At 60.4% G+C, this 25,194-nt stretch carries 22 protein-coding genes and 1 pseudogene; 20 read left to right on the top strand and 3 right to left on the bottom strand.

Features of this window, described 5'->3' with window-relative positions; all coding sequences use genetic code 11:
- Positions 1-52: 52 nt before the first annotated feature.
- Positions 53-889 (bottom strand): cytochrome c oxidase subunit II, encoded by an 837-nt coding sequence (coxB, locus tag AB1E33_RS10885; protein ID WP_372577301.1) that lies wholly within the window; start codon positions 887-889, stop codon positions 53-55.
- A 175-nt stretch (positions 890-1,064) separates the two neighbouring features.
- Between coxB and tldD the strand changes: the two genes are divergently transcribed.
- The 5 genes from tldD to AB1E33_RS10860 all read left to right on the top strand — a co-directional run bounded on the left by tldD (position 1,065) and on the right by AB1E33_RS10860 (position 8,093).
- On the top strand, positions 1,065-2,486 hold the full coding sequence (gene tldD, locus AB1E33_RS10880) for a metalloprotease TldD (protein WP_372577300.1): 1,422 nt from the start codon (positions 1,065-1,067) through the stop codon (positions 2,484-2,486).
- Between the two features lie 96 nt (positions 2,487-2,582).
- Entirely contained in the window at positions 2,583-3,734 is a 1,152-nt protein-coding gene (gene dprA / locus AB1E33_RS10875) for a DNA-processing protein DprA (protein ID WP_372577299.1), read from the top strand.
- Positions 3,735-3,941: 207 nt separating this feature from the next.
- The gene (gene topA, locus AB1E33_RS10870; RefSeq protein ID WP_372577298.1) at positions 3,942-6,575 is read left to right on the top strand and encodes a type I DNA topoisomerase; all 2,634 of its coding nucleotides are present in this window, start codon (positions 3,942-3,944) and stop codon (positions 6,573-6,575) included.
- Between the two features lie 166 nt (positions 6,576-6,741).
- Complete coding sequence (locus tag AB1E33_RS10865; protein WP_372577297.1) at positions 6,742-7,464, top strand: CoA transferase subunit A; 723 nt, start codon at positions 6,742-6,744, stop codon at positions 7,462-7,464.
- Entirely contained in the window at positions 7,464-8,093 is a 630-nt protein-coding gene (locus tag AB1E33_RS10860; protein WP_372577296.1) for a CoA transferase subunit B, read from the top strand. The genes AB1E33_RS10865 and AB1E33_RS10860 overlap by 1 nt, the downstream gene beginning before the upstream one ends.
- A 63-nt stretch (positions 8,094-8,156) precedes the next feature.
- Here AB1E33_RS10860 and AB1E33_RS10855 read toward each other — a convergent pair whose 3' ends face one another.
- Positions 8,157-9,014 carry a lytic transglycosylase domain-containing protein gene (locus AB1E33_RS10855; RefSeq protein WP_372577295.1) on the bottom strand — a complete coding sequence of 286 codons (858 nt, stop codon included), beginning with the start codon at positions 9,012-9,014 and terminating at the stop codon, positions 8,157-8,159.
- A gap of 350 nt (positions 9,015-9,364) precedes the next feature.
- Between AB1E33_RS10855 and AB1E33_RS10850 the strand changes: the two genes are divergently transcribed.
- The 15 genes from AB1E33_RS10850 (at position 9,365) to AB1E33_RS10780 (ending at position 25,051) form a co-directional block, all read left to right on the top strand.
- Positions 9,365-9,577 carry a hypothetical protein gene (locus AB1E33_RS10850; RefSeq protein WP_372577294.1) on the top strand — a complete coding sequence of 71 codons (213 nt, stop codon included), beginning with the start codon at positions 9,365-9,367 and terminating at the stop codon, positions 9,575-9,577.
- Between the two features lie 444 nt (positions 9,578-10,021).
- Positions 10,022-10,879, top strand: a complete 858-nt coding sequence (gene cpaB / locus AB1E33_RS10845; protein WP_372577293.1) for a Flp pilus assembly protein CpaB — start codon at positions 10,022-10,024, stop codon at positions 10,877-10,879.
- Between the two features lie 193 nt (positions 10,880-11,072).
- On the top strand, positions 11,073-12,479 hold the full coding sequence (locus AB1E33_RS10840; protein ID WP_372577292.1) for a type II and III secretion system protein family protein: 1,407 nt from the start codon (positions 11,073-11,075) through the stop codon (positions 12,477-12,479).
- 17 nt (positions 12,480-12,496) lie between these two features.
- Positions 12,497-13,117, top strand: a complete 621-nt coding sequence (locus AB1E33_RS10835) for an OmpA family protein (protein WP_372577291.1) — start codon at positions 12,497-12,499, stop codon at positions 13,115-13,117.
- 204 nt (positions 13,118-13,321) lie between these two features.
- Entirely contained in the window at positions 13,322-14,563 is a 1,242-nt protein-coding gene (locus AB1E33_RS10830; protein WP_372577290.1) for a CpaE/TadZ family protein, read from the top strand.
- Positions 14,564-14,587: 24 nt separating this feature from the next.
- Positions 14,588-16,033, top strand: a complete 1,446-nt coding sequence (locus tag AB1E33_RS10825) for a TadA family conjugal transfer-associated ATPase (RefSeq protein ID WP_372577289.1) — start codon at positions 14,588-14,590, stop codon at positions 16,031-16,033.
- 11 nt (positions 16,034-16,044) lie between these two features.
- On the top strand, positions 16,045-17,013 hold the full coding sequence (locus AB1E33_RS10820) for a type II secretion system F family protein (protein ID WP_372577288.1): 969 nt from the start codon (positions 16,045-16,047) through the stop codon (positions 17,011-17,013).
- Between the two features lie 12 nt (positions 17,014-17,025).
- Complete coding sequence (locus AB1E33_RS10815) at positions 17,026-18,009, top strand: type II secretion system F family protein (RefSeq protein WP_372577287.1); 984 nt, start codon at positions 17,026-17,028, stop codon at positions 18,007-18,009.
- A 16-nt stretch (positions 18,010-18,025) separates the two neighbouring features.
- Entirely contained in the window at positions 18,026-18,604 is a 579-nt protein-coding gene (locus tag AB1E33_RS10810) for a tetratricopeptide repeat protein (protein WP_372577286.1), read from the top strand.
- A 27-nt stretch (positions 18,605-18,631) separates the two neighbouring features.
- On the top strand, positions 18,632-19,480 hold the full coding sequence (locus AB1E33_RS10805; RefSeq protein ID WP_372577285.1) for a tetratricopeptide repeat protein: 849 nt from the start codon (positions 18,632-18,634) through the stop codon (positions 19,478-19,480).
- Between the two features lie 3 nt (positions 19,481-19,483).
- Positions 19,484-19,978, top strand: a complete 495-nt coding sequence (locus AB1E33_RS10800) for a prepilin peptidase (RefSeq protein WP_372577284.1) — start codon at positions 19,484-19,486, stop codon at positions 19,976-19,978.
- Positions 19,979-20,094: 116 nt separating this feature from the next.
- Positions 20,095-21,402: a DUF8689 domain-containing protein gene (locus AB1E33_RS10795; RefSeq protein WP_372577282.1), complete on the top strand. Its 1,308-nt coding sequence runs from the start codon at positions 20,095-20,097 to the stop codon at positions 21,400-21,402.
- Between the two features lie 62 nt (positions 21,403-21,464).
- Positions 21,465-23,873, top strand: coding sequence for a ligase-associated DNA damage response DEXH box helicase (locus AB1E33_RS10790; RefSeq protein WP_372577281.1), 2,409 nt, complete (start codon positions 21,465-21,467; stop codon positions 23,871-23,873).
- A gap of 40 nt (positions 23,874-23,913) precedes the next feature.
- A complete protein-coding gene (gene pdeM, locus AB1E33_RS10785; protein WP_372577280.1) occupies positions 23,914-24,576 on the top strand; it encodes a ligase-associated DNA damage response endonuclease PdeM in 663 nt (220 codons plus the stop codon).
- A gap of 67 nt (positions 24,577-24,643) precedes the next feature.
- Entirely contained in the window at positions 24,644-25,051 is a 408-nt protein-coding gene (locus AB1E33_RS10780; RefSeq protein WP_372577279.1) for a PaaI family thioesterase, read from the top strand.
- Here AB1E33_RS10780 and AB1E33_RS10775 read toward each other — a convergent pair.
- Positions 25,048-25,194, bottom strand: a pseudogene (locus tag AB1E33_RS10775) (bifunctional methylenetetrahydrofolate dehydrogenase/methenyltetrahydrofolate cyclohydrolase); the annotation flags it as partial. The gene AB1E33_RS10780 and the pseudogene AB1E33_RS10775 sit on opposite strands and share 4 nt — an antisense overlap.

Here is a 25,194-nt window from a genome sequence, read left to right as displayed (position 1 = left end):
AAAGGTGCGTGAAATCACGCACCCTGCATCGTTTCAGTGCAGTGGGTCGCCGTTACTGCGAAGCCACCTGATAGCTTTGCGGCAGACCGGCATATTCGTCGATCGCGCCCTTCAGCCATTCGTCGTAGGCTTCCTGGCTGACCACCTTGACGGTGATCGGCATATAGGCGTGGTCCTTGCCGCACAGCTCTGAACACTGGCCAAAGTAGATACCTTCTTTTTCGGCCTTGAACCACAACTCTGCCAGACGGCCCGGCACCGCGTCCTGTTTCACGCCGAAGGCGGGAATGGTCCAGGAATGGATCACGTCGGCCCCGGTCACCTGCATCACCACGATCTTGTTGATCGGAACAACCACGGCAGTATCGGTGGCCAGCAGGTATTCGTCTTGGCTATAGCCTGCGGCCTCAAGCCCCTCACGGCCCAGCATGAAACTTTCGAACTCGAACTCGTGATCGACATATTCATAGCCCCAGTACCACTGATAGCCGGTGACCTTGATGGTCAGGTCCGCCTCGGGGATTTCCTGCTGCTTGAACAGAACCGGTAGCGAATAGGCCCCGATCAACACCAGGATCAGGATCGGCCCCACGGTCCAGGCGATCTCGACTGGGGTGTAGTGCGAAAACTTCGCCGGGGTCGGGTTCACGCGGCTGTTGTAGCGCATGATGGCATAAAGCAGCAATCCGGCGACAAACACGCAGATGATCGTGATGATCACGAGGATCAGGCCATCCAGCCATTGCAAGTCGCGGGCCAGTTCGGTCGCGGCGGGCTGGAAGCCGACCCCGCCGTCTACGGGCTTGCCGATTATCTCAAGCTCCTGCGCCATTGCTGGCAAGCTCGTAAGGGTGGCGAGAAGCCCCGAAAGCGTCAAAACGTTCTTCATTTTCTGTCCTGATCGGTTGATCTTTGCGTCCCTGTCCGGCCGAGATGAATCAATTCAGATTCCGACCGTTGTCATTGGCTGCGGTAAAAACCATATTCCGGGAGGCAGATAAAGCAAAATGCTTGCGTCAAACAGACGCTATTTTTGATCTGGATCAAATAAAGAGACCAAACGCATGTCAGAGACCCCGTTCCGCCCCTTCGACACCGCCCTTCCGCAGGACGAGGCGCTGGACGTGTTGCGGTACGCGACCGGGGGCGCGGATGATGGCGAGCTATTTGTCGAACGCCGCCGGTCCGAGTCGCTGACTTTTGACGACGGGCGGCTGCGTAGCGCCTCTTATGACGCGGCTGAGGGATTCGGGCTGCGCGCGGTCCGGGGCGAGGTGGCCGGGTATGCCCATTCCACCGATGTCTCGATCCCGGCGCTGCGGCGGGCGGCGGAGACCGCGCGTCTGGCCGTGGGAGATGGCGGCGGCACGTTGGCCGATGGCCCCGCCCCTACCAACACAAGGCTTTATACCGATGACGATCCGATCGCCTCGGCCGAGTTCCCTGTCAAGATCGACACGCTGCGCGAGATCGACGCCTTTACCCGCGACCTTGACGCGAGGGTAGTGCAAGTGACCGCGTCGATTGCCGCCTCGTTGCAAGAGGTCGCGATCCTGCGCCCCGACGGTGCAGTGGTGCGAGACACGCGCCCGATGACCCGGTTGAACATCTCGGTCATCGTCGAGCAGGATGGACGTCGCGAAAGCGGCTCTGCTGGTGGCGGCGGGCGTGTGGGTCTCGATGGGTTGATCGACCCGGCGGACTGGCAGGCAAAAGCGCGCGAGGCACTCAGGATCGCCAAGGTAAACCTGGACGCGGTGCCCGCTCCTGCCGGCGTGATGGAAGTGGCGTTGGGCCCCGGCTGGCCTGGCATCCTGCTGCACGAGGCGATCGGCCACGGGCTGGAGGGCGATTTCAACCGCAAGGGCAGCTCCGCCTTTGCCGGGCTGATGGGCCAGCAGGTGGCCGCCAAAGGCGTGACCGTTCTGGATGATGGCACGATCCCGGACCGGCGCGGCTCGATCTCGGTGGACGACGAGGGCACGCCCTCGGGCCGGACAACGCTGATCGAGGACGGTGTTCTGGTGGGCTATATGCAGGACCGGCAGAACGCGCGTCTGATGGGGGTGGACCCAACTGGCAACGGGCGGCGGCAGAGCTATGCCCACAAACCGATGCCGCGCATGACCAACACGGTGATGCTGGGTGGGGATGCAAAGCCCGAGGATCTGGTGGCCGAGATCAAGGACGGCATCTGGGCAGTGGGATTCGGCGGTGGGCAGGTGGATATCACCAACGGCAAGTTCGTGTTCTCCTGCACCGAGGCCTACCGGATCGAGAACGGCAAGATCGGCGCACCGGTCAAGGGCGCGACGCTGATCGGCGACGGCCCATCGGCGTTGAAGCAGGTGCGCGGGCTTGGCAATGACATGGCGCTCGATCCCGGCATGGGCACTTGCGGCAAGGATGGCCAATGGGTTCCGGTGGGCGTAGGCCAGCCAACCGTGCTGATGGACGGGCTGACGGTGGGTGGATCGGCGGCCTGAGCGGGAAACTCGACAATCTTCGGCAAATTTGCACCGATTCATGGGATGTTAACCTGGTGAGTCGTACACCGGTTCTGCACAGAAGCGGAGCCACGGATGACCGAAGATCACATTTCTTCCTATCACCCCCCACTCCCACCCACCACGGAAGATGACCGGTTCGCGTGGCTCCGTCTTCTGCGCTCGAGACGGGTTGGCCCAGCGACGTTTCGTCGGCTCATGTCGGAACACGGTACGGCGCAGAACGCGCTGTCGGCGCTGCCCGAAGTGGCGCGCAAGGCCGGGGTCGAGGGCTATGAAACATGTCCTCCCGGCGTGGTCGAGGCAGAATTCAAAGCCGCAAAAGCCGCCCGCGCGCGGCTTTTGTGCCTGGGTGACCCCGATTATCCGCGTCAGCTGATCGACCTCAACGATGCGCCGCCGGTGCTTTGGACGATGGGCGACGTATCGCTGCTGCACCGTCCGATTATCGCAATGGTGGGCGCGCGCAACAGCTCCTCCCTCGGTACAAGAATGGCCCGGGCGCTGGCGCATGACCTCGGATCCAGGGGCTTTGTGGTCGTGTCGGGGCTGGCCCGTGGCATTGACGCCGCCGCCCATACCGCCGCGCTCAAGACCGGAACCATTGCCGTCATGGCGGGCGGCGTGGACGTGATCTATCCGGCCGAAAACACACATCTTGCGGAGAATATCGCCGCGCAGGGCCTGCGGATTTCCGAGCAACCTGCCCGCCTGTCGCCACAGGCGCGGCATTTCCCGCGCCGCAACCGGATCATCTCGGGCCTGGCGCGGGCCGTTGTCGTGGTCGAGGCCGCCGCCAAGTCCGGCAGCCTCATCACCGCGCGCGACGCGCTGGATCAGGGGCGCGATGTGCTGGCAGTGCCCGGTCACCCTTTTGATGCACGCGCGGCGGGCTGTAACCATCTGATCCGTGACGGCGCGCAACTGGTGCGCAACGCCGAGGACGTGATCGCAGCGCTACCCGCCGAAGAACCTGCCGCGCCTCAACCCGAACTGGCCAACCTGATGGAGGACCTGCCGCAAACACCGCAAACGCGAACCCTGCACGACACCGCGCAACTGCATGGGCAGATCTTGAACCGGCTCGGCCCCTCGCCGATCGCCGAGGATCAGCTGATCCGCGATCTCGGTGCCGCACCGGGGGACGTTGGACCCGCCATCGTGGACTTGGAACTGGACGGCAAGATTCAGCGGCAAGTGGGCGGGCTCCTGGCACTGGCAAATTGACCGCCGGTTCGTTTCAGCAACTGCATCGCAAACCGGCAAATTCACACCCGCGCGCCAACTACTTGACGATCTTGCGATCCGGCACGCTGCAGAAAACCGCGGCCTTTCGTCGGGGCAGATTCTGGCGGATTGACAATTCCCTCTTGCACCCCACATGTTGCCCGGCCATAGAACGCGCCGTGTTCGTTGCATGAGGTTTTAATATAAATGCCTGTAGTTGTTGTAGAATCCCCGGCCAAGGCAAAAACGATCAATAAGTATCTTGGCTCTGACTACACGGTTTTGGCCTCTTACGGCCATGTGCGTGACTTGCCGCCCAAGGACGGATCGGTCGATACCGAGCATGAGTTCGACATGAAATGGGAGGTCGGAACCGATAGCCGCAAACATGTCAAAGCCATCGCTGACGCCTTGAAAGACGACAACGAGCTGATCCTCGCCACCGACCCCGACCGCGAGGGGGAAGCGATCAGCTGGCACCTGCAGGAGGCGCTGACCAAACGCCGCTCAATCAAAAAGGATACGCCGGTCAGCCGGGTGGTGTTCAACGCAATCACCAAATCCGCCGTCACCGAGGCAATGCAGAACCCGCGCCAGGTCGACATGCCTCTGGTCGAGGCCTATCTGGCCCGCCGCGCGCTGGACTATCTGGTGGGCTTCAACCTCAGTCCCGTGCTCTGGCGCAAGTTGCCCGGCGCGAAATCGGCAGGCCGCGTGCAATCGGTCTGCCTGCGCCTGATCGTCGAGCGCGAAATGGAGATCGAGGCCTTCAAGCCGGTCGAATACTGGTCCGTCAAGGCGATCTTCGAGACCCCGCGCGGCCAGACTTATGAAGCACGGCTGACCACACTGGCCGGCAAGAAGCTGGACAAGCACGATATCGGCAACGCCACCCAGGCCGAACTGGCCGTGCAGGCGATCACCAGCCGCGCGCTGAGTGTGACCTCGGTCGAGGCAAAGCCCGCCGCGCGCAACCCCTCGGCCCCGTTCATGACCTCGACCCTGCAGCAGGAGGCCAGCCGCAAATTCGGCATGGGTGCGCGGCAGACCATGAGCACGGCGCAGCGCCTCTATGAGGCGGGCTACATTACTTATATGCGGACCGACGGGATCGACATGGCCCCCGAGGCCGTCACCGCTGCGCGCGACGCGATCAAGGACCGATTTGGCGCTGAATACGTGCCGGACAGCCCTCGCATGTACAAGAACAAGGCCAAGAACGCCCAGGAAGCGCATGAATGTATCCGGCCAACGGACATGACGCGCGATGCCGAAGCGCTCAAGTTGAAGGAACCGGATCAGCGCAAGCTCTATGATCTGATCTGGAAACGCACCCTGGCCTGCCAGATGGCGGCGGCCCGGCTGGAACGCACCACTGTCGACATCACCAGCGAAGACGCGCAGGTCGGACTGCGCGCCACCGGTCAGGTGGTGCTGTTTGATGGTTTCATGCGCGTCTATGAAGAAGGCCGCGACGATGTGGCCGATGATGACGACAAGCGCCTGCCGCAGATCATGCAGGGTGAACGCGCGGTCTTCGCCAAAACCTCGTTGTCCGATCAGTTCGCCAAGGCTACAGGCGAAGCGCAGGTAACCGAAGGCGCGAAAGTGGCGAAAGAGGCGGTGCTGGCCGAAAACGAGGCGGTGCTGGCGCTGCAGCACCACACGCAGCCCCCGCCGCGCTATACCGAAGCGACACTGGTCAAGCGGATGGAAGAGCTGGGGATCGGGCGGCCTTCGACCTATGCCTCGATCGTGACCACGATTCAGGACCGCGAATATGTGCGCAAGGACAAGAACCGGCTGATCCCCGAGGAAAAAGGCCGGATCGTCACCATCTTCCTGCTGAACTTCTTCCGGCAATATGTCGGCTATGAGTTCACCGCCAATCTGGAAGAGCAGTTGGACAATGTCAGCGCCGGGGATGCAGATTACAAGGACCTGCTGGGCCGATTCTGGCGCGATTTCTCGGCGGCGATCTCGGAAACCTCGGAACTGCGTATCACCGAAGTGCTCGACAAGCTGGACGCGGCGCTGGCGCCGCAGCTTTACCCACCGCGCGAAGATGGCTCGGACCCGCGGATCTGCCCCAAATGCGGCGCCGGTCAGTTGCACCTCAAGACCTCGCGCACCGGCGGGTTCGTGGGCTGTGGAAACTACCCCGAATGTCGCTATACCCGCCCGATCAGCGGTGATGCCGATGATACCGGTGACCGGGTTCTGGGCGAGGATGCGGGCGACGAGATCAGCCTGAAGAAAGGCCGGTTCGGACCCTATGTGCAACGTGGCGAGCCCACGGAAGAGAACAAGAAACCCCCGCGCGCCAGCCTGCCCAAGGGCTGGTCGCCGGATGATCTGGACCTTGAGAAAGCACTGATGCTGCTCTCCTTGCCTCGCGAGGTCGGCGCGCATCCCGAGGATGGCGAGATGATCGAGGCCGGGATTGGGCGCTATGGCCCCTTCGTCAAGCACGGCCGTCTTTATGCCAACCTCAAGGAAGCCGATGAGGTCTTTACCATCGGCATGAACCGCGCGGTGGAGGTGCTGGCGCAGAAAGCCGCGTCGCGCGGGGGACGTGGCGCGGCGGTCAAGCCTTTGAAAGAGTTGGGCGAGCATCCTGAAAGCGGCGGCGCGGTGAATGTCATGGAAGGTCGGTACGGGCCTTACGTCAAATGGGAGAAGGTGAATGCAACCCTGCCCAAAGGCACCGAACCCGCCGATGTGACCATGGAAATGGCGGTCGAGCTGATTGCTGAGAAAGCCGCCAAGAAAGGCGGGCGCAAGAAAGCTGCGCCAAAAAAGAAAACCGCTGCCAAGAAACCCGCCGCCAAAAGCGCATGATCCGATGCCGCCCGTCTGAGAGGGCCTCCTCTTCAGACGGGCGCGCTGACCTTTATGCCAGTTCCGATCCCCATCCGTAGAAATACCCACCCCGTCAAGTTTCGTTGACTTCGATGGGATGCGGCGGCAATACCTGTCGCGTCATAAGGATTTTGCGGAGATTTCCATGAAAAAACTCTATCCCGACGCCGATGCCGCGTTGGAGGGCGTGCTGGAGGACGGCATGCTGATCGCGGCGGGCGGATTTGGCTTATGCGGCATTCCGGAACTGCTGCTTGAGGCCATCAAACGCTCGGGCGTCAAGAACCTGACATTCGCCAGCAACAATGCGGGCGTCGATGATTTCGGCATCGGCATCCTGTTGCAGACCCGACAGGTCAGCAAGATGATCAGCTCTTATGTGGGCGAGAATGCCGAGTTCATGCGCCAATATCTGAGTGGTGAACTGGAGCTGGAGTTCAACCCGCAAGGAACGCTGGCCGAACGGATGCGCGCGGGCGGCGCAGGCATCCCCGGCTTCTATACCAAGACCGGCGTGGGCACGGTGATCGCGGATGGCAAGGAACACAAGGATTTCCCGACAGGCCCCGATGGCCAGCCCGAGACCTACATCATGGAGGAAGGCATCTTTGCCGATCTCTCCATCGTGAAGGCCTGGAAGGCGGATGAGACCGGCAATCTGGTCTTTCGCAAGACCGCGCGCAACTTCAACCAGCCCGCCGCCACCTGTGGCCGGATCTGCGTGGCCGAGGTCGAGGAGATCGTGCCGACTGGCTCGCTGGACCCCGATTCGATCCACCTGCCCGGCATCTATGTGCACCGCCTGATCACCGGCAGCCACGAAAAGCGCATCGAACAGCGCACCACCCGCAAGAAGGAGACCGCCTGATGCCCTGGGACCGGAACCAAATGGCCGCCCGCGCGGCGCAGGAATTGCAGGACGGCTGGTATGTGAATCTCGGGATCGGCATCCCGACGCTAGTGTCGAACTACATACCCGATGATGTGCATGTGACGCTGCAATCGGAAAACGGCATGCTGGGCATGGGCCCTTTTCCTTACGAGGGCGAGGAAGACCCCGACCTGATCAATGCTGGCAAGCAGACCATCACCGAATTGCCGCAGACCGCCTATTTCGACAGCGCGCAGAGCTTTGCGATGATCCGCGGTGGCAAGATTGCCATGGCGATTCTGGGCGCGATGGAAGTGGACGAAAAGGGCGATCTGGCCAACTGGATGATCCCCGGCAAGCTGGTCAAGGGCATGGGCGGCGCCATGGATCTGGTGGCGGGTGTCGGTCGTGTGGTGGTGGTGATGGACCACACCAACAAGCACGGCGACAGCAAAGTGCTCAAGGAATGCACCCTGCCCCTGACCGGTAAGGGCGTCGTGGATCGCATCATCACCAATCTGGGCGTGCTGGATGTGGTCGAAGGCGGGCTGAAGATCGTGGAACTGGCCGATGGCGTCAGCGAAGACGAGATGCGCGCCGCGACGCAGGCAACGCTGGTCGTCTAAGCGGTCTTCCGAACATGTTCACGGCCCCTGCCGACAGGCGGGGGCCGTTTTGTTAGGTTCCGCTCAATTCATGACCGTAAAGACGCACCCATCCGTTATAAGCTCGGGCGGTGTGGCACAGAGGCCCCGCGCGGTCTGAAATGCGGCCAGCACCTTTGGTACATAGTCGCGGGTTTCGGCAAAAGGCGGCACGCCCTTGTGAGTCCGCACCGATCCCTCACCGGCATTATATCCCGCCAGCACAAGGATCGGGTCGTTGTCGAACTCGTTCATCAGCCAGTCGAGGTATTTGACGCCCCCGGCGATGTTTTCCTGCGGTGACAGGCTGTCCTCGACCCCGAAGCGCTCTGCGGTGGCGGGCATCAGCTGCATCAGCCCCTGCGCCCCCGCCCCGCTGACCGCATCGGGCTTGCCAGAGGATTCCACCGCGATCACCGCCAAGACCAGCGCGGGCGAGACATTAGTACCGACGGTGGATTGCAGGATCGGTATGCCGCGCTCTTTCGCGATATCTTGCATCGATTGCAGTCGCGGCGCCGCGACGCCGCCGTTGCTGACCGCCTGCATCGCTGCGGTCAGGCGGCCGGGCCGCGCATCCGCCAGCGCGGGGGAGATCTTGTCCCAGAACCACGCATAGCTGCTTTTGGGGCGATCCGGCGCGGCGTCGGGCGTTGTCGCAGGTTCGGGCGGCGCAACAACATCCACGATCGGTTCCCGATACCCGGTCGATGGCGCATAGGGCGCGGTGGCGTGTTCTTCGGGCGATATCTGCACGTTTATGCGCGAACCGGTCCCGGGGGATGGCGGTGTGATACGTTTGAAAGGCGTCTCGGCCAGCACGGCGCCCGGCCCGCTCAGCCCCCACACCAGACCTGCCGCAACGGCCAGACCCACCTGCGTCAAGGATTTGTTGAGAAACATCTGCTCTTCTCATCATTATTTTGAGTCTTTTTCTCCCGAAACAGAGCCTTGAGACCAGAAAAACCGTGTGAATTGAGGCATTTTCGCCCAAATTGCCGCCATTTTGCATCGCCCGCCCACCCAGACGGCAAGAGCGTGAAGTTTGTTTTCCTTAAAATTCAGATAGTTACGCGAATAGTATGCAAAAAGTTAAACTTAGGCCGGAAAATTCGCGTTTTGGCCCAATTCCTGCCACGCGTAACAGGCAAAACTCTATTCATACCACGACGGACACGGGCCACGAGAGAGAGACGGTTCAGACGGACGGCGAGGTTAACGAAACATACCGTGATCCTTAGGAGGGACATTCCATGATCAAATTTTTCAAAAACTTCCGCAAAGACGAAGACGGCGCCGTAACTGTTGACTGGGTCGTTCTGACCGCAGCCGTTGTTGCTCTGGCCGCCGTTGCCTATAACGGCATCTCGGGCGGCGCGTCGGGCCTGGCAGGCACCGTGAACTCCACACTGTCCAACGCAACCGTGACCATCGGCGAAGCGGGCGGTCTGGGTAGCGGCAGCTAATCCAAAATAATCCGAACCTTAGGGGCCATGCCTTGCGAAAGGTGTGGCCCTTATTTTTAGGGAGGCGCTGTCGAAAGATGCCAGTATGTGTCAGACACTTCCTGAGATCGGAACTTGGTGCTGTAACGGTCGATTGGGTTGTACTTACGGCCGTCGTCGTTGGGCTGGGCGGAGCGACAGTGCTCGCGCTCGGAGGAACGCAAGGTGACGGTTTTGCGGATGGGATAGGCGGGCAAATCGCTGAAGGAGAGGTTCACTTGAATGGACCCTTCGGAACAAAGTGATACGCTCAACTCCCAGATTATGAACGCTTAGTTCAAAATCGCCTCATACCACATGCTTTGTCCCTTATTTCGACACATTTCATGGGTATGAGCAAGGATGGTTCAGTGCGTACCGGGCCACCGGTATGCTCTGAACCGCAGCAGATTAAGAGGTGCGGGAATGCGAGCTGTTTTTGGTCTTGTTCTGATCGTTGGGGTGGCGCTAGCCGGGGGCGCCGTGATGATGGCGCGCGGCTATATCGAAGAACACCGCTTGCAGCTTGCGCAAGAACGGCAGGCGCGCGCACAGATCGTGCCGACCCAAGAGGTCCTGGTTGCGAACACGCAACTGCAATATGGTGTACAACTCAAGCCCGAGCACGTGCGTGTGGTCAGATGGCCGGTGGACGCCATCCCGGAAGGCACATTCTCCAAAGCAGAAAATCTCTTCGCCACCGAGTTGAACGACAATCGTTTCGTCATTCGGACCATGGAAAAGAGCGAGGCGATCATGGCCGTCAAGGTCACCGAGATCGGTGAAGATGCCGGTCTGACCTCGCGCCTGGAACGCGGCATGCGGGCCTTTGCAGTCAAGGTGGATGTGACCAGCGGCGTGTCGGGCTTCCTGCGTCCCGGTGACCGGGTCGACGTATACTGGACCGGCGGCATTGGTGGGGCCATTGAAGGCGAAAGTGGCGAGGTAACCCGCCTGATCCAAACAAATATTCAACTGATCGCGATCGACCAGAGCGCTGGAAACGAGCGCAATGGCGCCTCGATCGCCCGGACGGTGACCGTTGCCGCCAAGCCCGAGCAAATCGCCATTCTGGCGCAGGGACAGAACACCGGCAAGCTCACGCTTGCCCTGGTAGGCGCGACAGATGACACCGTGGCCTCCACCGTGGAGGTCAACAAGCGTGCCTTGCTGGGACTGGGGGATCGCGAAACGGCCCCTGAAGTGCAGCAGAAAAAGGTCTGCACCGTCCGCAACCGGCGCGGTGCCGAGGTGATCGAAATCCCGATTCCCTGCACAAACTGACGCCATTTCAACCTGTTAGTCTGGCGAACCCGACAAAACGTCTGGTTCGCTTTTTTGCATTGTTGCCTGTTATCCACATAAAAGCCCGCGCTCAAACCATTGATTATTGCAAAAAAACTGCTTCTGACGCAGAGTGAGCGCGACAAAGGGCAAAAAGACCCAAAAACGAGGCGTGATCGGAAAGGCAGGTCACATGAAAATCGACAGTTGGATGAGGGCAGCCCTGATGGGGCTGACTGTCTTGTGCAATCCCGTTGTAGCCCAGGCGCAATCCGAGCCGCTGCGGGTGGTAAAAAGAGACATGGCCACGACGCTTGATGTTCCAATGAACAGGGCGGTGGTGGTGGAAAGCGACGAACCTTTCGCCGAGCTCAGCATCGCAAATGCGGGTATTGCCGATATCTCGTCCCTGTCCGATCGCAGCATCTATGTTCTTGGCCGGTCTCCCGGCGTCACGACGATGACGCTGCTGGATGCAACAGGCCGGCTGATCACCAATGTCAACGTGCGCGTCGCACCCGACGTGACCGAGTTCAAGGAACGCCTGCGGCAGATTCTGCCCGGCGAAGCCATCGAGGTGCGTACGGCCAATGACGGCATCGTGCTCTCGGGCAATGTGTCCAGCAGTTCCCGCCTGCAACGTGCTCTGGAACTCGCCGAACGGTATGCGCCCGAACGGGTTTCGAACCTGATGAGCGTGTCGGGTGTGCAGCAGGTCATGTTGAAAGTGCGGTTTGCGGAGATGCAGCGTTCGGTAACCAAATCGCTCAGTGCCTCGCTGGGCTTTTCGGGCGGCAATGCCACCGGCGGCATCAACACACTCAATAATTCGCTCGACCTTACCCGGGCATTGAATGGTAATATCCCGGCCGCCAACGAAAACACCGGCGCATTGCTGTTCGGCTTCAGCGCCGGGGCCACACAGATTCGCCTATTGCTGGAAGCGCTGGAACAAAAAGGTGTGGTTCGCACCCTGGCGGAACCGAATCTTTCGGCCCTTTCGGGGCAAGAGGCGACCTTCTTGGCCGGTGGTGAATACCCGATCCCGGTCGCCCAGCGTGACGGGTTGTTTTCGGTGGAATTCAAACCCTTTGGCGTCCAGTTGAGCTTTATTCCTAGGGTGGTGGACGGCGACCTGATCAATCTTGAGATGGTGGCCGCGGTTTCCGCGCTCGACCCGACCAATTCGGTGGTAATCAACGGTGCGACCGTTAACGGGTTCTCGCGCCGGGAGACTTCAACGACCGTTGAGCTCTTTGACGGCGAGAGCTTTGCCATCGCCGGTTTGATCCAAGACGATTTCCTGGATAACAACTCACAGCTTCCCTGGTTGGGCGATCTGCCGGTACTTGGAACATTGTTTCGCAGTGCGAACTACCAACGCAGCCAGACCGAGCTTGTGATCATCGTGACCGCTCATCTGGTCTCACCAACACGTGGCGAGGCACTGGCGCTACCGACCGACCGTGTGACACCACCGAGCGAAACCGAGCTGTTTCTGTTCGGCAAGACCGCGTCAACTGTGCGAGCCGGGGGTGGCGCCGCATCCGAGGTCGCAAAACAGGATTTCAGTGGGTCTTACGGCTATGTGCTTGAATGATCGGGAGGATGAAACCAATGCATAAGATGATTTCGATCCTTGGCCTCTCCGTCGCTGTTGCCGGGTGTGCCTATGATGCGGGCCATAGAGTGGATTCGGGCACATTCGGAAACGCCACGCTCAACAATGCCCAGATCCAGACCGGTGCAAAAAGCTATGTCCAGGTATTGGGTGAGCGCTTTGCCCGCGAAGTCCCGGATCAAGTGAACTTTGCGTTCAATAGTTCACAGCTCGACCCGACCGCCCAGCAGATCCTGCGGCAGCAGGCGCACTGGATCAAGCAATTTCCCGAGGTCCGCTTCAAGGTATTCGGTCATACCGACAAGGTCGGGTCGCCGGCCTATAACCAGCGCCTCGGGCTGCGCCGCGCACAAGCCGTGGTGAACTATCTGACCAGACAGGGCATCAGTCGCAGCCGCCTAGAAGCGGTTTCGTCGCTTGGCGAACGCGAGCCGCTGATCAACACGCCAGACCGCGATCGCCGCAACCGGCGCACTGTCACCGAAGTGACCGGCTTTATCAAACGAAACCAGACACTGGATGGCAAATACGCCCAGGTGATCTATCGCGAATATATCAAAAGCGCAGAACCGCCTACGACGCTTAACGCAGGCGACTCATCAGCCTTTGAAAACTGAGTACAATAGCGACGAATTGGGCGGGATCGTCGCCCAATTCCCTACAATTGGTTCTTTTCGGCCCAAATCTCGCCCAACTTCGCGACGACACTGCTTTCAATAGGTGATTTGCGGCCTTTTTCAGGGCCGCGGGTGGGTGAAACAAGCCGGATGCAGCGCCAAGCTGTTCGACTTTCCTGCCATTTTTGAATGAGGATGAAGGTAATGAGCAGTGGAATGCCGCAATCTGAGACCGCTCCGATCCTGGCCTGCACGGTCAGCCGGGACGTCCAGAATTTCGACCTGCTGATCGAAGACATGGAAGCGGCAATGGGCGAAAGCTGGGGCGACCTAGGCTTTGCCGAGGCGCTGGCCTTTTTCGGACAGCCCGAAGCGGAAACACTGGAATTCATTGCATTGGCGCTGGATGGCGATGATGAGGACAATCTGGTCCTGATGGGCGAGATCATCACCCAGGCCAAGACGCGCGACATTGGCGTCATTCTGATTGCCGAGGACGTAACGCCAGCATCTCTTCACCAGCTTCTGCGCAAGGGCGCGGATGAATTTGTCCCCTACCCGCTTCCCGAGCAGGAGTTGCAACTGGCCATCGACCGACTGCGCAGCAAAGAAGACGCGCAGGCGACGCAGGCCCAGACCAGCAGCGCACCGCTGAATTCCGGCACCTCGAAAGAGGGCGCGGTGATCGTTGTTCATGGCCTTGCGGGCGGCGTTGGATCGACCACGATGGCGGTGAACCTGGCATGGGAACTGGCCAATGTGTCGGGCGACGATTCTCCGTCGGTCTGCTTGCTAGATCTCGACCTGCAGTATGGGTCGGTCTCGACCTATCTCGATCTGCCGCGGCGCGAAGCCGTGTTCGAGATGCTGACCGACACAGAGAATATGGATGATGAAGTATTCGGTCAGGCGCTGGTCAGCTATGAGGACAGGCTTCAGGTCTTGACCGCCCCCTCCGACATGGTGCCACTCGACCTCGTGACGCCGCAGGATATCGAACGGGTGATCGAACTGGCGCGCGCGCATTTCGATTTCGTCATCATCGACATGCCCAAGACACTGGTGCAATGGTCAGAGACGGTTCTGCAGGCCGCGCATGTCTATTTCGCGATGATAGAATTGGATATGCGATCCGCCCAGAACGCACTGCGCATGAAACGGGCGCTGCAATCCGAGGATCTGCCATTCAACAAGCTGCGCTTTGCCCTTAACAAGGCTCCGAAATTCACCGACCTGAGCGGCAAGAGCCGTGTCAAGAGAATGGCGGAATCGCTGGGCATTTCCATTGAACTGCAACTGCCAGATGGCGGCAAACCAGTGACACAGGGCGGCGATCACGGCCAGCCTCTGGCAACGTCCGCGGCAAAGAACCCGCTGCGCCGGGAAATCGCCAAACTCGCGCAATCCATCTACGAACTGGGCACAGGCGAAGCGGAAGCTGCCTAACGCGATTCACGAGAGGGGTCCAAGATGTTCTCGAGATACAAAAAGCAAGCCGACGCCGCACCCGTCAAGGCAGTGCCAGCGACCAAAACCGCCAAACCCTCCCCCGAAATCGCCCCCGCTCCAACCAAGAAAGAGCTACTGCGCAAGCCGATGCCGGGCAAAAAAGCCGAGGCGGCACCGCAGGATCGCGAACGCAAGCGCAAAGACCGTCTCGGCGAGATCAAGATCGAGCTGCACCGCGAACTGCTCGAGAATCTCAATCTCGCAGCGCTTGAACACGCGTCGGAAGCGGAACTTCGCAACGAGATTAGCTCGATCTCTTCCGAGATTCTCGAACAAAAAAGTATCGTTCTCAACCGTGATGACCGTCAGACCCTCAACAAGGACCTCTATGACGAGGTGACCGGACTGGGCCCGCTTGAAACGCTGCTTCAGGACGACACGGTCAACGATATCCTGGTCAACGGCCCCCACCAGATCTTCGTGGAACGGGACGGCAAGCTCGAACTCAGCGATGTCCGGTTCAAGGATGAACGTCATCTGCTGCGGATCATCGACAAGATCGTGTCAGCCGTGGGCCGACGCGTCGACGAATCGAACCCCTATGTTGACGCCCGCCTGGCCGATGGCTCGCGTTTCAACGCCATGGTGCCACCAATTGCGGTGGATGGCTCGCTGGTTTCGATCCGGAAGTTCAAAAAAGACAAGCTGGGCATCGACGATCTGGTGAATTTCGGGGCCTTCACCGAAGAAATGGCTGCTTATCTGCAAGCCGCCGTTGCCACCCGTCTGAACATTATCGTGTCCGGCGGCACCGGTTCGGGTAAGACGACAACGCTGAATGCCCTGTCCAGCTTCATCGACAATGCAGAACGTATCCTGACGATCGAAGACACCGCCGAACTGCAGTTGCAGCAGACCCATGTGGGCAGGATGGAAAGCCGTCCACCCAATGTCGAGGGCAAAGGTGAAGTCAGCCCGCGCGACTGTCTGAAAAACGCCCTGCGGATGCGTCCCGACCGCATCATCGTGGGCGAGACGCGCGGCGAGGAAGTGATCGACATGTTGCAGGCGATGAACACCGGCCATGACGGATCGATGACCACAATCCACGCCAACTCGGCCCGCGACGGTATCAGTCGACTTGAGAACATGATCGCCATGGCGGGGATCGAGATGCCGATCAAGGCGGTGCGCAGTCAGATTTCTTCGGCTGTGAACCTGATCGTGCAGGCCAGCCGCCTGCAGGACGGTTCTCGCCGGATGACCTCGATCACCGAGATCACCGGGATGGAGGGAGATGTTATTTCCATGCAGGAAATATTCCGCTATCAGCGCGTCGGCCTGACACCCGACAACAAGATCATTGGCCATTTCACCGCCACCGGCGTGCGCAGCCACTTTTCGGAACGGTTCCGCATGTGGGGGTATGACCTTCCCGCATCGATCTATGAACCGGTCAACATGTAGGGGAACAGGCCATGACTATCAGCGCAGAGCCACTCATCTACATCGGGATATTCGTCGGTGTGCTTTTCCTGGTCGAGGGCGTCTACCTGCTGTTTTTCGGCAAGTCGATCAGCCTGAACAACCGGGTGAACCGCCGTCTGGACATGCTGGACAAAGGCGTCGGTCGCGAGGAGGTGCTCGAGCAACTGCGCAAGGAAATGCAGCAGCATATGCGCAGCCAGTCGATCCCGCTCTATTCGCTGCTGGCGGACAAGGCGCAGAAGGCGGCGATCGCCTTCACTCCGCGCCAATTGATCATGATCATGATCGGTGTGGGCGTCGTTGCCTTTGTCGGCCTGAGCATCGGCACTGAAACCGAGCCGCCGCTGCGCATCGCCGCCTCGGCCCTGATTGGCGTTAGCGCGGTCTATATCTGGGTGAACCACAAGGCAAAGAAACGCATGTCCTTGATCGAGGAACAACTGCCCGATGCAGTCGAACTGATGGTCCGGTCGCTGCGTGTCGGTCACCCCTTCGTTGCCTCGATCCAGATCGTGGCGAAAGAGGCCAGCGATCCGATCGCAACCGAGTTCGGTGTCATATCGGACGAAGCCTCGTATGGTCGCGATGTCAGCGACGCGCTCAAAGAAATGGCCGAACGCCTGGATATCCAGGATTTGCGGTTCCTGTCGGTCGCGGTCTCGATCCAGCAGCAATCGGGCGGTAACCTGGCCGAAGTTCTCGAAGGTCTGGCCAAGGTGATCCGCGCGCGGTTCCGGCTGTTTCGCCGGGTCAAGGCGATCACTGCCGAGGCGCAATGGTCGGGCAAGTTTCTGTCGGCCTTTCCGCTGGTCTGCCTGATGGTGATCCTAGTCAACGATCCCGGCTATTATGACGGTGTCATGGATCACCCCTGGTACATTCCAGCCTGTTTCTTCGTTGGCATCATGCTAACGGCCAACCTGATCGTCATGCGCATCTTGACGAATATCAAAGTCTGAACCGGAGGACCGATGGAATTCCTGCAGCAAATCAATGACCTCCTGACCGAAAACCTGGGCGAGTTCGGCCCGCTCATCGTAGTGGGTGTCGCGGGCTTGTTCATGATCCTGGTGACGCTTCCCTTCATCCTCAATCAGCCTGAGGATCCGCTCAAGAAGCTCAAGCGGGACGTGAACCCGAAGCCCAAGGCAAAGACCAAGAAAGAGCAACTGCGTCAAGGCAGCCGGAACGAACAGCTTGACCGGTTTGCAAACTTTCTCGAGCCGCAGGATGCCGAGGAATACACGGCGATGCAGCTCAAGATGCGGCAAGCCGGTTACCGGTCTAAGGATGCGATCCGCTTCTTCCATTTCTCCCAATTTGTCCTAGGACTGATCGGCCTTTTGATTGGCGTGGTTTATGTGACGATCATCGTCGGCGATCAGGACCTCGAAGGTACAACACAGCTGATGTATGTGTTCGGGCCGGGGCTGGCGGGGTATTTCCTGCCGAAATACTGGATCACCCGGCGCGTCGAAGAACGCAAACAGGCCATTATCTCGGGCTTTCCGGATTCGCTCGACATGATGCTAGTCTGTGTCGAGGCCGGGCAGTCGCTGGATCAGGCCATCGTTCGAGTTGCCGCCGAGTTGCGCGCCTCTTACCCTTATTTGGCGGATGAGTTCGAGATGGTCGCCTATGAGATGAAAGCCGGTAAAGAGAAAGACAAGGTTCTGCGTGACTTCGCGACGCGCTGTGATGTTACCGATGTCTCGTCTTTTGTGACGGTGATGATCCAGTCCGCCAGCTTCGGCACGTCAATCGCCGAGGCGCTCAGGGTCTATGCCGGCGAGATGCGTGACAAACGCGTGATGCGCGCCGAAGAGGCTGCAAACAAGTTGCCAACAAAAATGACACTTGCCACAATGACCCTGACCGTCCCGCCCCTGCTGGTCATTCTTGTCGGACCTTCGGCAAAGGGCATCATGGACTTGGGCAATATGAGTTCTGGCTAATACGAAAGTGGAAGGTGTGAACGTAACCGCACCAAGTCTGAAACACCTCATCGCCACCGCCGCCCTCGCGGCGGTGGTTTCGTGTTCGACATCCGATGAGGTTACGCTGCCGGACGATCCCTACCCCCCCGGTATCGATCACGGGGCGCAGGCGGTGGACGGAGTCGAAGTTGGCCATCGACTGATGGCTGCTGGCGAGTATGAGCTTGCGATGGATGCCTTCACCCGCGCCGCGCTGGAACAGGGAATGACGCCGGAAATCCTGACCGGTCTGGGCACAGCCAATCTTGAACTGGGCCGGTTGGGGCAAGCTGAGGTCATGCTGCGCCGCGCCGTCACAGATACGCCGGACTGGCCCGAGGCTTGGAACAATTTGGGCGTGCTTCTGATGGAAAAAGGCGAGACCGCCGAGGCCACCCAAGTGTTCAAAAAAGCCTATGCTCTGGACAATGGCCAAAGTGACTCAATCCGGGACAATCTGCGGATAGCACTCGCAAAATCTGAAAATCCTGCTAATAATGCGCCTGAGGCAAACGACGAATATAAGCTGGTGCAGCGGAGTGAGGGGCAGTTCCTGATCCGCAAGACGCCATAACGGATAGAGCAGTAAAAGGACGCAAAAATGCGCCACCTTATTTTGATCCCGGCACTTGTTGCAGGCGGGCTCGGGCTTTCCGCGTGTGTGAGCAAGGAAGATCAGGCCGTCGAACGGGCGCTGCAGGATGTGAACGTCATCGACGAGACCGGCATCAACGACGTGATGCTAACGGTCGGAGACCCGAACGAGGCGGTCACTTATTTCCAACGCGCCACCAATACCGCACCGGACCGGATCGACCTTCAGCGCGGTCTGGCCATGTCGCTGGTGCGGGCCAAGCGCAACACCGAAGCGGTCTCAACCTGGTCCAAGGTAGTCGAGATGGAAGGCGCCAACGACGCCGACTCGGTCGAGCTGGCCGATGCCTACATCCGTAATGGCGATTGGAAAAAGGCCGAGGAGACGCTGGACAAGGTGCCGCCGACCCACGAGACTTTCAAACGCTATCGGCTTGAGGCGATGGTGGCCGATGCCAACAAGGAATGGAAACGCGCCGACAGCTTTTATGAAACCGCCGTTGGTCTGACGACGAAACCCGCCGCCGTGACCAACAACTGGGGCTATTCCAAGTTGACACGCGGCCAGTATGCCGAAGCCGAAAAGTTGTTTGGTGAGGCGATCCGGCAGGATCGCACCCTGTTCACCGCAAAGAACAACCTGGTTCTGGCACGTGGCGCGCAGGGTAACTACACGCTGCCGGTGGTACCGATGAATCAGGTTGAGCGGGCACAGTTGCTGCACACAATGGCGCTGACCGCGATCAAGCAGGGCGATGTCACCAAGGGCAAGGCTTTGCTGCGTGATGCCGTCAAAACCCATCCCCAGCATTTCGAAGAGGCGATCAACTCGCTACGCGCATTGGAAAGCGCCTGAGCTATGGCGATTCCGTCCCTGGTCGCGCTGTGGTTCCTTCCGCTGGTGCTGCCGCTCTGCTTCTATGTGGCCTTCACCGATCTGCGCGAAATGCGGATCACCAACCAGGCCGTTATAGCGCTGGCACTGATCTTTGTGGTGATGGGACCGTTCTTGATGAGCTTTCCTGCTTATGGCTGGCAGTTGGCGCAGTTGGTTATTGTGCTGATCGTGGGCATTGCCCTGAACGCAGCCGGTGCGATGGGAGCAGGCGACGCCAAGTTTTTGGCTGCCGCAGCACCCTACATCGCACTTGGCGATCTGTCCCTTGTTTTCATGATCCTCTGCGCCAGCCTTCTGGCGGCGGTGGCCACCCATTGTCTGGCCAAACACACTGCCCTACGCCGGGTGGTACCGGATTGGAAAAGTTGGGATATGGGCCGGAAATTCCCCATGGGGCTGAGCCTTGGCTTCACGCTGGCGCTCTATCTCGTGCTGGGTGCTGTTTACGGAAGTTGAACAATCCCCGCCTCCGCCCCGGCTTTGCCCTTCTGCTGCCACAATGGGCGGGCAGTTTCGCCCCATGCGGAGACACCGCAGCGTTTTGATGAGCCAGCCCAAGACGGATTTTGCCGATGAATATGCAGACCCCCAATGTCATGGCGCCCCCTGCCCCCAACGGGCTTGCCGAAATGCGCCTTCCGATCGTGATGATGCGGGACATTTTGCTAAAGACGATTTTCCGCAAAAACCTCGAGATGGTCAGCGAGATCGCCGAAGCGATCTGCCTGCCCGGATCGGTGACGCAGGAAATTGTCGATCTGTCCCGCGATCAGAAACTGCTGGAGGCGACGGGCACGCTCAACGCCAACAACGGCAACGAAATGGGCTATCAACTGACCGATGCAGGCCGCTCACGCGCGCTGGATGCGCTGAGCCAGTCGGAATATTTCGGCGCGATGCCGGTGCCGCTGGAAGTATATAGCGAGCAGGTCAAGCGCCAGTCGATCCGCAACATCCAGGTCACGCGTGAGCAACTGACCAACGCGATGGGCCATTTGGTTCTGCCCGACAGCCTGCTGGATCACCTCGGCCCCGCCGTCAGCGCCGGGCGGTCGATCCTGATGTACGGCCCGCCGGGCAACGGGAAATCCTCGATCTCGAACGGCATCCGCGACGCGCTGGGAGATAAGGTCTACGTGCCACGCGCCATCGAATATGCCGGTCAGGTCATCACCGTCTATGACCCGATCGTGCATAACGCCATAGAGCAAGAGGCTGACGATCCGACACAGTTGCGCCGCCGCAAACGCTTCGATAGCCGCTATGTGATGTGCGAACGCCCCACCGTGGTCACCGGGGGCGAGCTGTCGCTGTCGATGCTCGATCTGGTCTACAACCCGACCGCGCGCACCTATCAGGCCCCGCTGCAACTGAAATCAACCGGTGGCATCTTCATCGTCGACGACCTTGGTCGTCAGGCCGAACCACCGCAGGCCCTGATCAACCGCTGGATCGTCCCGCTGGAAGAAAGCAAGGACATCCTCGCCCTGCAATCGGGTGAAAAGTTCGAAGTGCCGTTCGACACGCTGGTCATCTTCTCGACCAACTTCCACCCCAACGAAATCTTCGACAAGGCGGCGCTGCGGCGGATCTTCTTCAAGATCAAGATCGACGGACCGGATCAGGAAAACTTCCTGAAGATTTTTGCGCTGGTGGCGCGCAAGAAAGGCATGCCGCTGGACGAGGATGCGCTGGTGCATCTGCTCAAGGTCAAATACCCGACCATCGACAATGTCTATGCAAACTATCAGCCTATCTTCCTGATCGACCAGATGATCGCCATCTGTGAGTTCGAGGGTATCCCTTATCAGATGCGGCCTGACTTGATCGATCGCGCCTGGGCGAACATGTTCGTGAAAGAAGAAGAGATCATTCACTAGGCCCGTTCACAGGGCACGTGCACCCGTTCCAAAGGGGAAACCGCTGCGGTAAGCTGTCTGCAATGTCGCAGATTCCCCCCGCAATTCAGACCTGGTTCTCGGCCAAAGGCTGGTCGATACATCCACATCAGCAGGATATGTTCGACCGTGCGCAAGACCCGGCGACGCTGCTGATCGCGCCCACGGGGGGCGGCAAGACGATGGCTGGTTTCCTGCCAACGCTGGCGGAACTGGCTGACGGCAGCCATGATGGCCTGCACACACTCTATGTCTCACCGCTCAAGGCGCTGGCAGCCGATATCAAGCGCAACCTGCGCACGCCGGTGGACGAGATCGGGCTGCCGATCCGGATCGAGGACCGCACCGGCGATACGTCGGCCACGCAGAAGAAGCGCCAGCGCGCCGACCCGCCGCATATCCTGCTGACCACGCCGGAAAGCCTGGCGCTGCTGACCTCCTACGAAGATGCGCCGCGCATGTTTGCCGGGGTGCAGCGGGTGGTGGTCGATGAGATTCACGCGCTGGCTGAGAGCAAACGGGGCGATCAGCTGATGCTGGCGCTGGCGCGATTGCAAGCGCTCTGTCCCAACCTGCGGCGCGTGGGGCTTTCGGCCACAGTCGAGGATCCAAGCGCCATCGCCCAGCTCTTGGCCCGCCACCCCGATCCCTGCGTTGTCCTGCTGGCCGATCCCGGCCCGGACCCCGATATCGCCATGTTGGAAACCGAGGACATGCCGCCCTGGTCCGGCGGCGGCGCGGCCTATGCGATCCCGGCGGTGCTGGATCAAGTGCGCCAACACAAGACCACGCTGATCTTTCACAACACCCGCGCGCAGGCGGAAATTTTCTTTCACAATCTGTGGCTTGCCAATGACGAGGGGCTGCCGATCGGCATCCATCACGGCTCGCTCGACCGGCAGCAGCGCCAGCGGGTCGAGGCCGCAATGGTGCGGGGCGACCTGCGGGCCATCGTCTGCACCGGCTCGCTCGATCTGGGGATTGATTGGGGCGATGTCGATCTGGTGATCCAGATCGGTGCGCCCAAGAACGTCAAGCGGCTAGTACAGCGGATCGGACGCGCAAATCACCGCTATAACGCGCCCTCCAAGGCGCTGTTGGTGCCCGCCAACCGGTTCGAGGTGGTGGAATGTGTTGCCGCGCTGGAAGCAGTCAAGGCGCATGATCTGGACGGTGATCCGCGCGGGCGCGGACCCCGCGATGTGCTCTGCCAGCATATCCTGATCGCCGCCGCAGCCGGTCCGTTTGAAGCGGATGCGCTTTATATGCAGATGACCTCCGCCGGCCCCTTCGCCGATCTGACCCGCGCGGAATTCGACGATTGTCTCGATTTCTGCGCCACCGGCGGCTATGCCCTGCGGGCCTATGACCGCTGGCAACGGTTGCAACAGCGCCCCGACGGGCAATGGCAGCTGCGCGACCCCCGCGCGGCGGCGCGGATCAGGATGAATATCGGCACCATTCAGGACACAGACACCCTCAAGGTCCGGCTAATGCGCAACCGCGGCGGCAAGCCATTGGGCGAGATCGAGGAAGGCTTTGCCGCGTCGCTGACACCGGGCGACACGTTTCTGATCGGCGGGCAGATCGTGCGCTATGAGGGATTGCGCGAGATGACCGTCGAGGTCACCCGCCGCGCCGACAAGAAGCCCAAGATCGCCACCTTCATGGGGACGAAATTTGCAACCTCCACCCAGCTCAGCGCCCGCATCCTTGACATGTTTGCGCAGGATAGCTGGCCGCAACTGCCACGACACACCACCGAGTGGCTGACCCTGCAACGTGAGGTGTCACAACTCCCGCGGCGGGGCCGGTTGCTGGTCGAAAGCTTCCCCCATGACGGGCAAGAGCATGTTTGCGTCTACGGCTTTGCCGGGCGCAACGCGATGCAGACGCTCGGCCTGCTTCTAACCAAGCGGATGGAAGAGATCGGGCTGCACCCGCTGGGCTTTGTTTCGACCGACTACGCCACGCTGATCTGGGGGCTGGACGCGCTGACCGACGCGGCGCCGCTCTTTCGCATGGAGGCGCTGCGCGACGGGCTGGACAGCTGGCTGGCGGGCAATGCGGTGATGAAGCGGACTTTTCGGGCCTCGGCGACCATCGCAGGGCTGATCGAGCGCAACACCGCCGGGCAGCGCAAAAGCGGGCGACAAGCGACGTTTTCGTCGGATATCCTTTATGACACGCTGCTGAAATACGACCCCGATCATGTGTTGATGCAGATCACCCGGGATGAGGCGATGCGCGGGTTGGTCGATTTCGGCCGCATCGAAGAGATGATCGCGCGAGTCGGCGACCGGATCGATCTGGAGCGGCTGGACCGGATCACGCCATTGGCTGCGCCTTTGCTGCTTGAGGTTGGCAAGGTGCCGGTCAAGGGATCTGCCGAAGAACGGCTGCTGGCCGAAGAAAGTGATCGCCTGCTGTCCGAGGCCGGGCTGACGTCATGAAAGACTTGCACAGAGGTGAAACCCGAGGGAAGAACGGGGCATGAAAGGACTTGATTTCGAATTTGCAGGTAAGCAGTTGATGGCGCTTGGGTCCGGTGCACTCTGGTGGCCGGATTGGGGGCTGCTTTGCGTATCGGACCTGCATCTTGGCAAGTCCGAACGGATTGCCCGCCGCGGCGCGCCTGCGCTGCCGCCTTACGAGACCCGCGACACGCTCAGCCGTCTGGCCGATGATCTGGACCAGACGGGGGCGCGTATCGTAATCTGCCTGGGCGACAGTTTCGACGATCTGGATGCGGCGCGCGCGCTTGGTGAAAGCGACAGGCAGTGGATCGCTTCGCTGCAGGCAGGGCGCGACTGGACTTGGATCGAGGGCAATCATGACCCCGGCCCGGTCGAGATCGGCGGCGGACACCGGCACGAGCTCAGGTTCGACACCGTTAGTTTCCGCCACATCGCCACGCCGGGCGCAACCGGCGAGATCTCGGGGCATTACCACCCAAAGGCGCGGGTCCGGACCCGCGGCCTTAACATCACTCGCGCTGCGTTCTTGCTCGACCGGGACAGGATTCTGTTGCCCGCCTATGGCACCTATACTGGCGGGCTGCATTGCGACGAGCCGGTCCTGCGTGACCTGATGCGCCCCGATGCGCTGGCCATCCTGACCGGCTCACCACCGCGCGCAGTGCCGATGCCGCGATAGAGGCGACCACCTGGCCCCATCTGTGCTAACCACATTGGCAGCGACAAGCAGGGATACTATCAGGTATATGGAACAGCGTATCAGGGACAGTTTTGCGCGCCAGTCGATGATGAAGACGTTCGGCGCGTGCATCGACGAGGTCGCAGAAGGCCGAGTGGTTCTGAGCGCGCCTGTTCTCGAGACCGCCCTGCAGCAACATGGCGCCGCCCATGCGGCCCTGAGTTTCGCCCTCGGGGATTCGGCCGCGGGATATGCCGCGTTGACGATGCTGAAACCGCCACAAGAGGTGATGACGGCCGAAATGAAGATAAACCTGCTCGCGCCCGCGCGGGGTCAGCATCTGCGCGCGGTTGGCCGGGTGGTAAAACCCGGCCGCCGGTTGATCGTGGTGGCGGCGGATGTCTATGCCCTGCGGGACGATACCGAAACCCATATCGCCTTGTTGCAGGGCACGATGGTACCCGTCGCGCCCTAGGCCGTTAGGCCTTCTGGTTCTTGCAGGTCATTTGCGCGGGATGCTGCTGTGAGTGTGTTTGCGAGGAGGCAGGCGATTGTCATGGGGCCTACGCCTCCCGGGACGGGGGTTATGGCGCCGGCAACCTCTGCCGCGCTGGGGTA

Source organism: Ruegeria hyattellae (assembly GCF_041537925.1).
GTDB lineage: Bacteria > Pseudomonadota > Alphaproteobacteria > Rhodobacterales > Rhodobacteraceae > Ruegeria_C.
This window is presented reverse-complemented; position numbering and strand designations above follow the sequence as displayed.

Coding starts and splice junctions, on each gene's coding strand:
- coxB (WP_372577301.1), bottom strand. CDS start 889: ATGAAGAACGTTTTGACGCTTTCGGGGCTTCTCGCCACCCTTACGAGC.
- tldD (WP_372577300.1), top strand. CDS start 1,065: ATGTCAGAGACCCCGTTCCGCCCCTTCGACACCGCCCTTCCGCAGGAC.
- dprA (WP_372577299.1), top strand. CDS start 2,583: ATGACCGAAGATCACATTTCTTCCTATCACCCCCCACTCCCACCCACC.
- topA (WP_372577298.1), top strand. CDS start 3,942: ATGCCTGTAGTTGTTGTAGAATCCCCGGCCAAGGCAAAAACGATCAAT.
- AB1E33_RS10865 (WP_372577297.1), top strand. CDS start 6,742: ATGAAAAAACTCTATCCCGACGCCGATGCCGCGTTGGAGGGCGTGCTG.
- AB1E33_RS10860 (WP_372577296.1), top strand. CDS start 7,464: ATGCCCTGGGACCGGAACCAAATGGCCGCCCGCGCGGCGCAGGAATTG.
- AB1E33_RS10855 (WP_372577295.1), bottom strand. CDS start 9,014: ATGTTTCTCAACAAATCCTTGACGCAGGTGGGTCTGGCCGTTGCGGCA.
- AB1E33_RS10850 (WP_372577294.1), top strand. CDS start 9,365: ATGATCAAATTTTTCAAAAACTTCCGCAAAGACGAAGACGGCGCCGTA.
- cpaB (WP_372577293.1), top strand. CDS start 10,022: ATGCGAGCTGTTTTTGGTCTTGTTCTGATCGTTGGGGTGGCGCTAGCC.
- AB1E33_RS10840 (WP_372577292.1), top strand. CDS start 11,073: ATGAAAATCGACAGTTGGATGAGGGCAGCCCTGATGGGGCTGACTGTC.
- AB1E33_RS10835 (WP_372577291.1), top strand. CDS start 12,497: ATGCATAAGATGATTTCGATCCTTGGCCTCTCCGTCGCTGTTGCCGGG.
- AB1E33_RS10830 (WP_372577290.1), top strand. CDS start 13,322: ATGAGCAGTGGAATGCCGCAATCTGAGACCGCTCCGATCCTGGCCTGC.
- AB1E33_RS10825 (WP_372577289.1), top strand. CDS start 14,588: ATGTTCTCGAGATACAAAAAGCAAGCCGACGCCGCACCCGTCAAGGCA.
- AB1E33_RS10820 (WP_372577288.1), top strand. CDS start 16,045: ATGACTATCAGCGCAGAGCCACTCATCTACATCGGGATATTCGTCGGT.
- AB1E33_RS10815 (WP_372577287.1), top strand. CDS start 17,026: ATGGAATTCCTGCAGCAAATCAATGACCTCCTGACCGAAAACCTGGGC.
- AB1E33_RS10805 (WP_372577285.1), top strand. CDS start 18,632: ATGCGCCACCTTATTTTGATCCCGGCACTTGTTGCAGGCGGGCTCGGG.
- AB1E33_RS10800 (WP_372577284.1), top strand. CDS start 19,484: ATGGCGATTCCGTCCCTGGTCGCGCTGTGGTTCCTTCCGCTGGTGCTG.
- AB1E33_RS10795 (WP_372577282.1), top strand. CDS start 20,095: ATGAATATGCAGACCCCCAATGTCATGGCGCCCCCTGCCCCCAACGGG.
- AB1E33_RS10790 (WP_372577281.1), top strand. CDS start 21,465: ATGTCGCAGATTCCCCCCGCAATTCAGACCTGGTTCTCGGCCAAAGGC.
- pdeM (WP_372577280.1), top strand. CDS start 23,914: ATGAAAGGACTTGATTTCGAATTTGCAGGTAAGCAGTTGATGGCGCTT.
- AB1E33_RS10780 (WP_372577279.1), top strand. CDS start 24,644: ATGGAACAGCGTATCAGGGACAGTTTTGCGCGCCAGTCGATGATGAAG.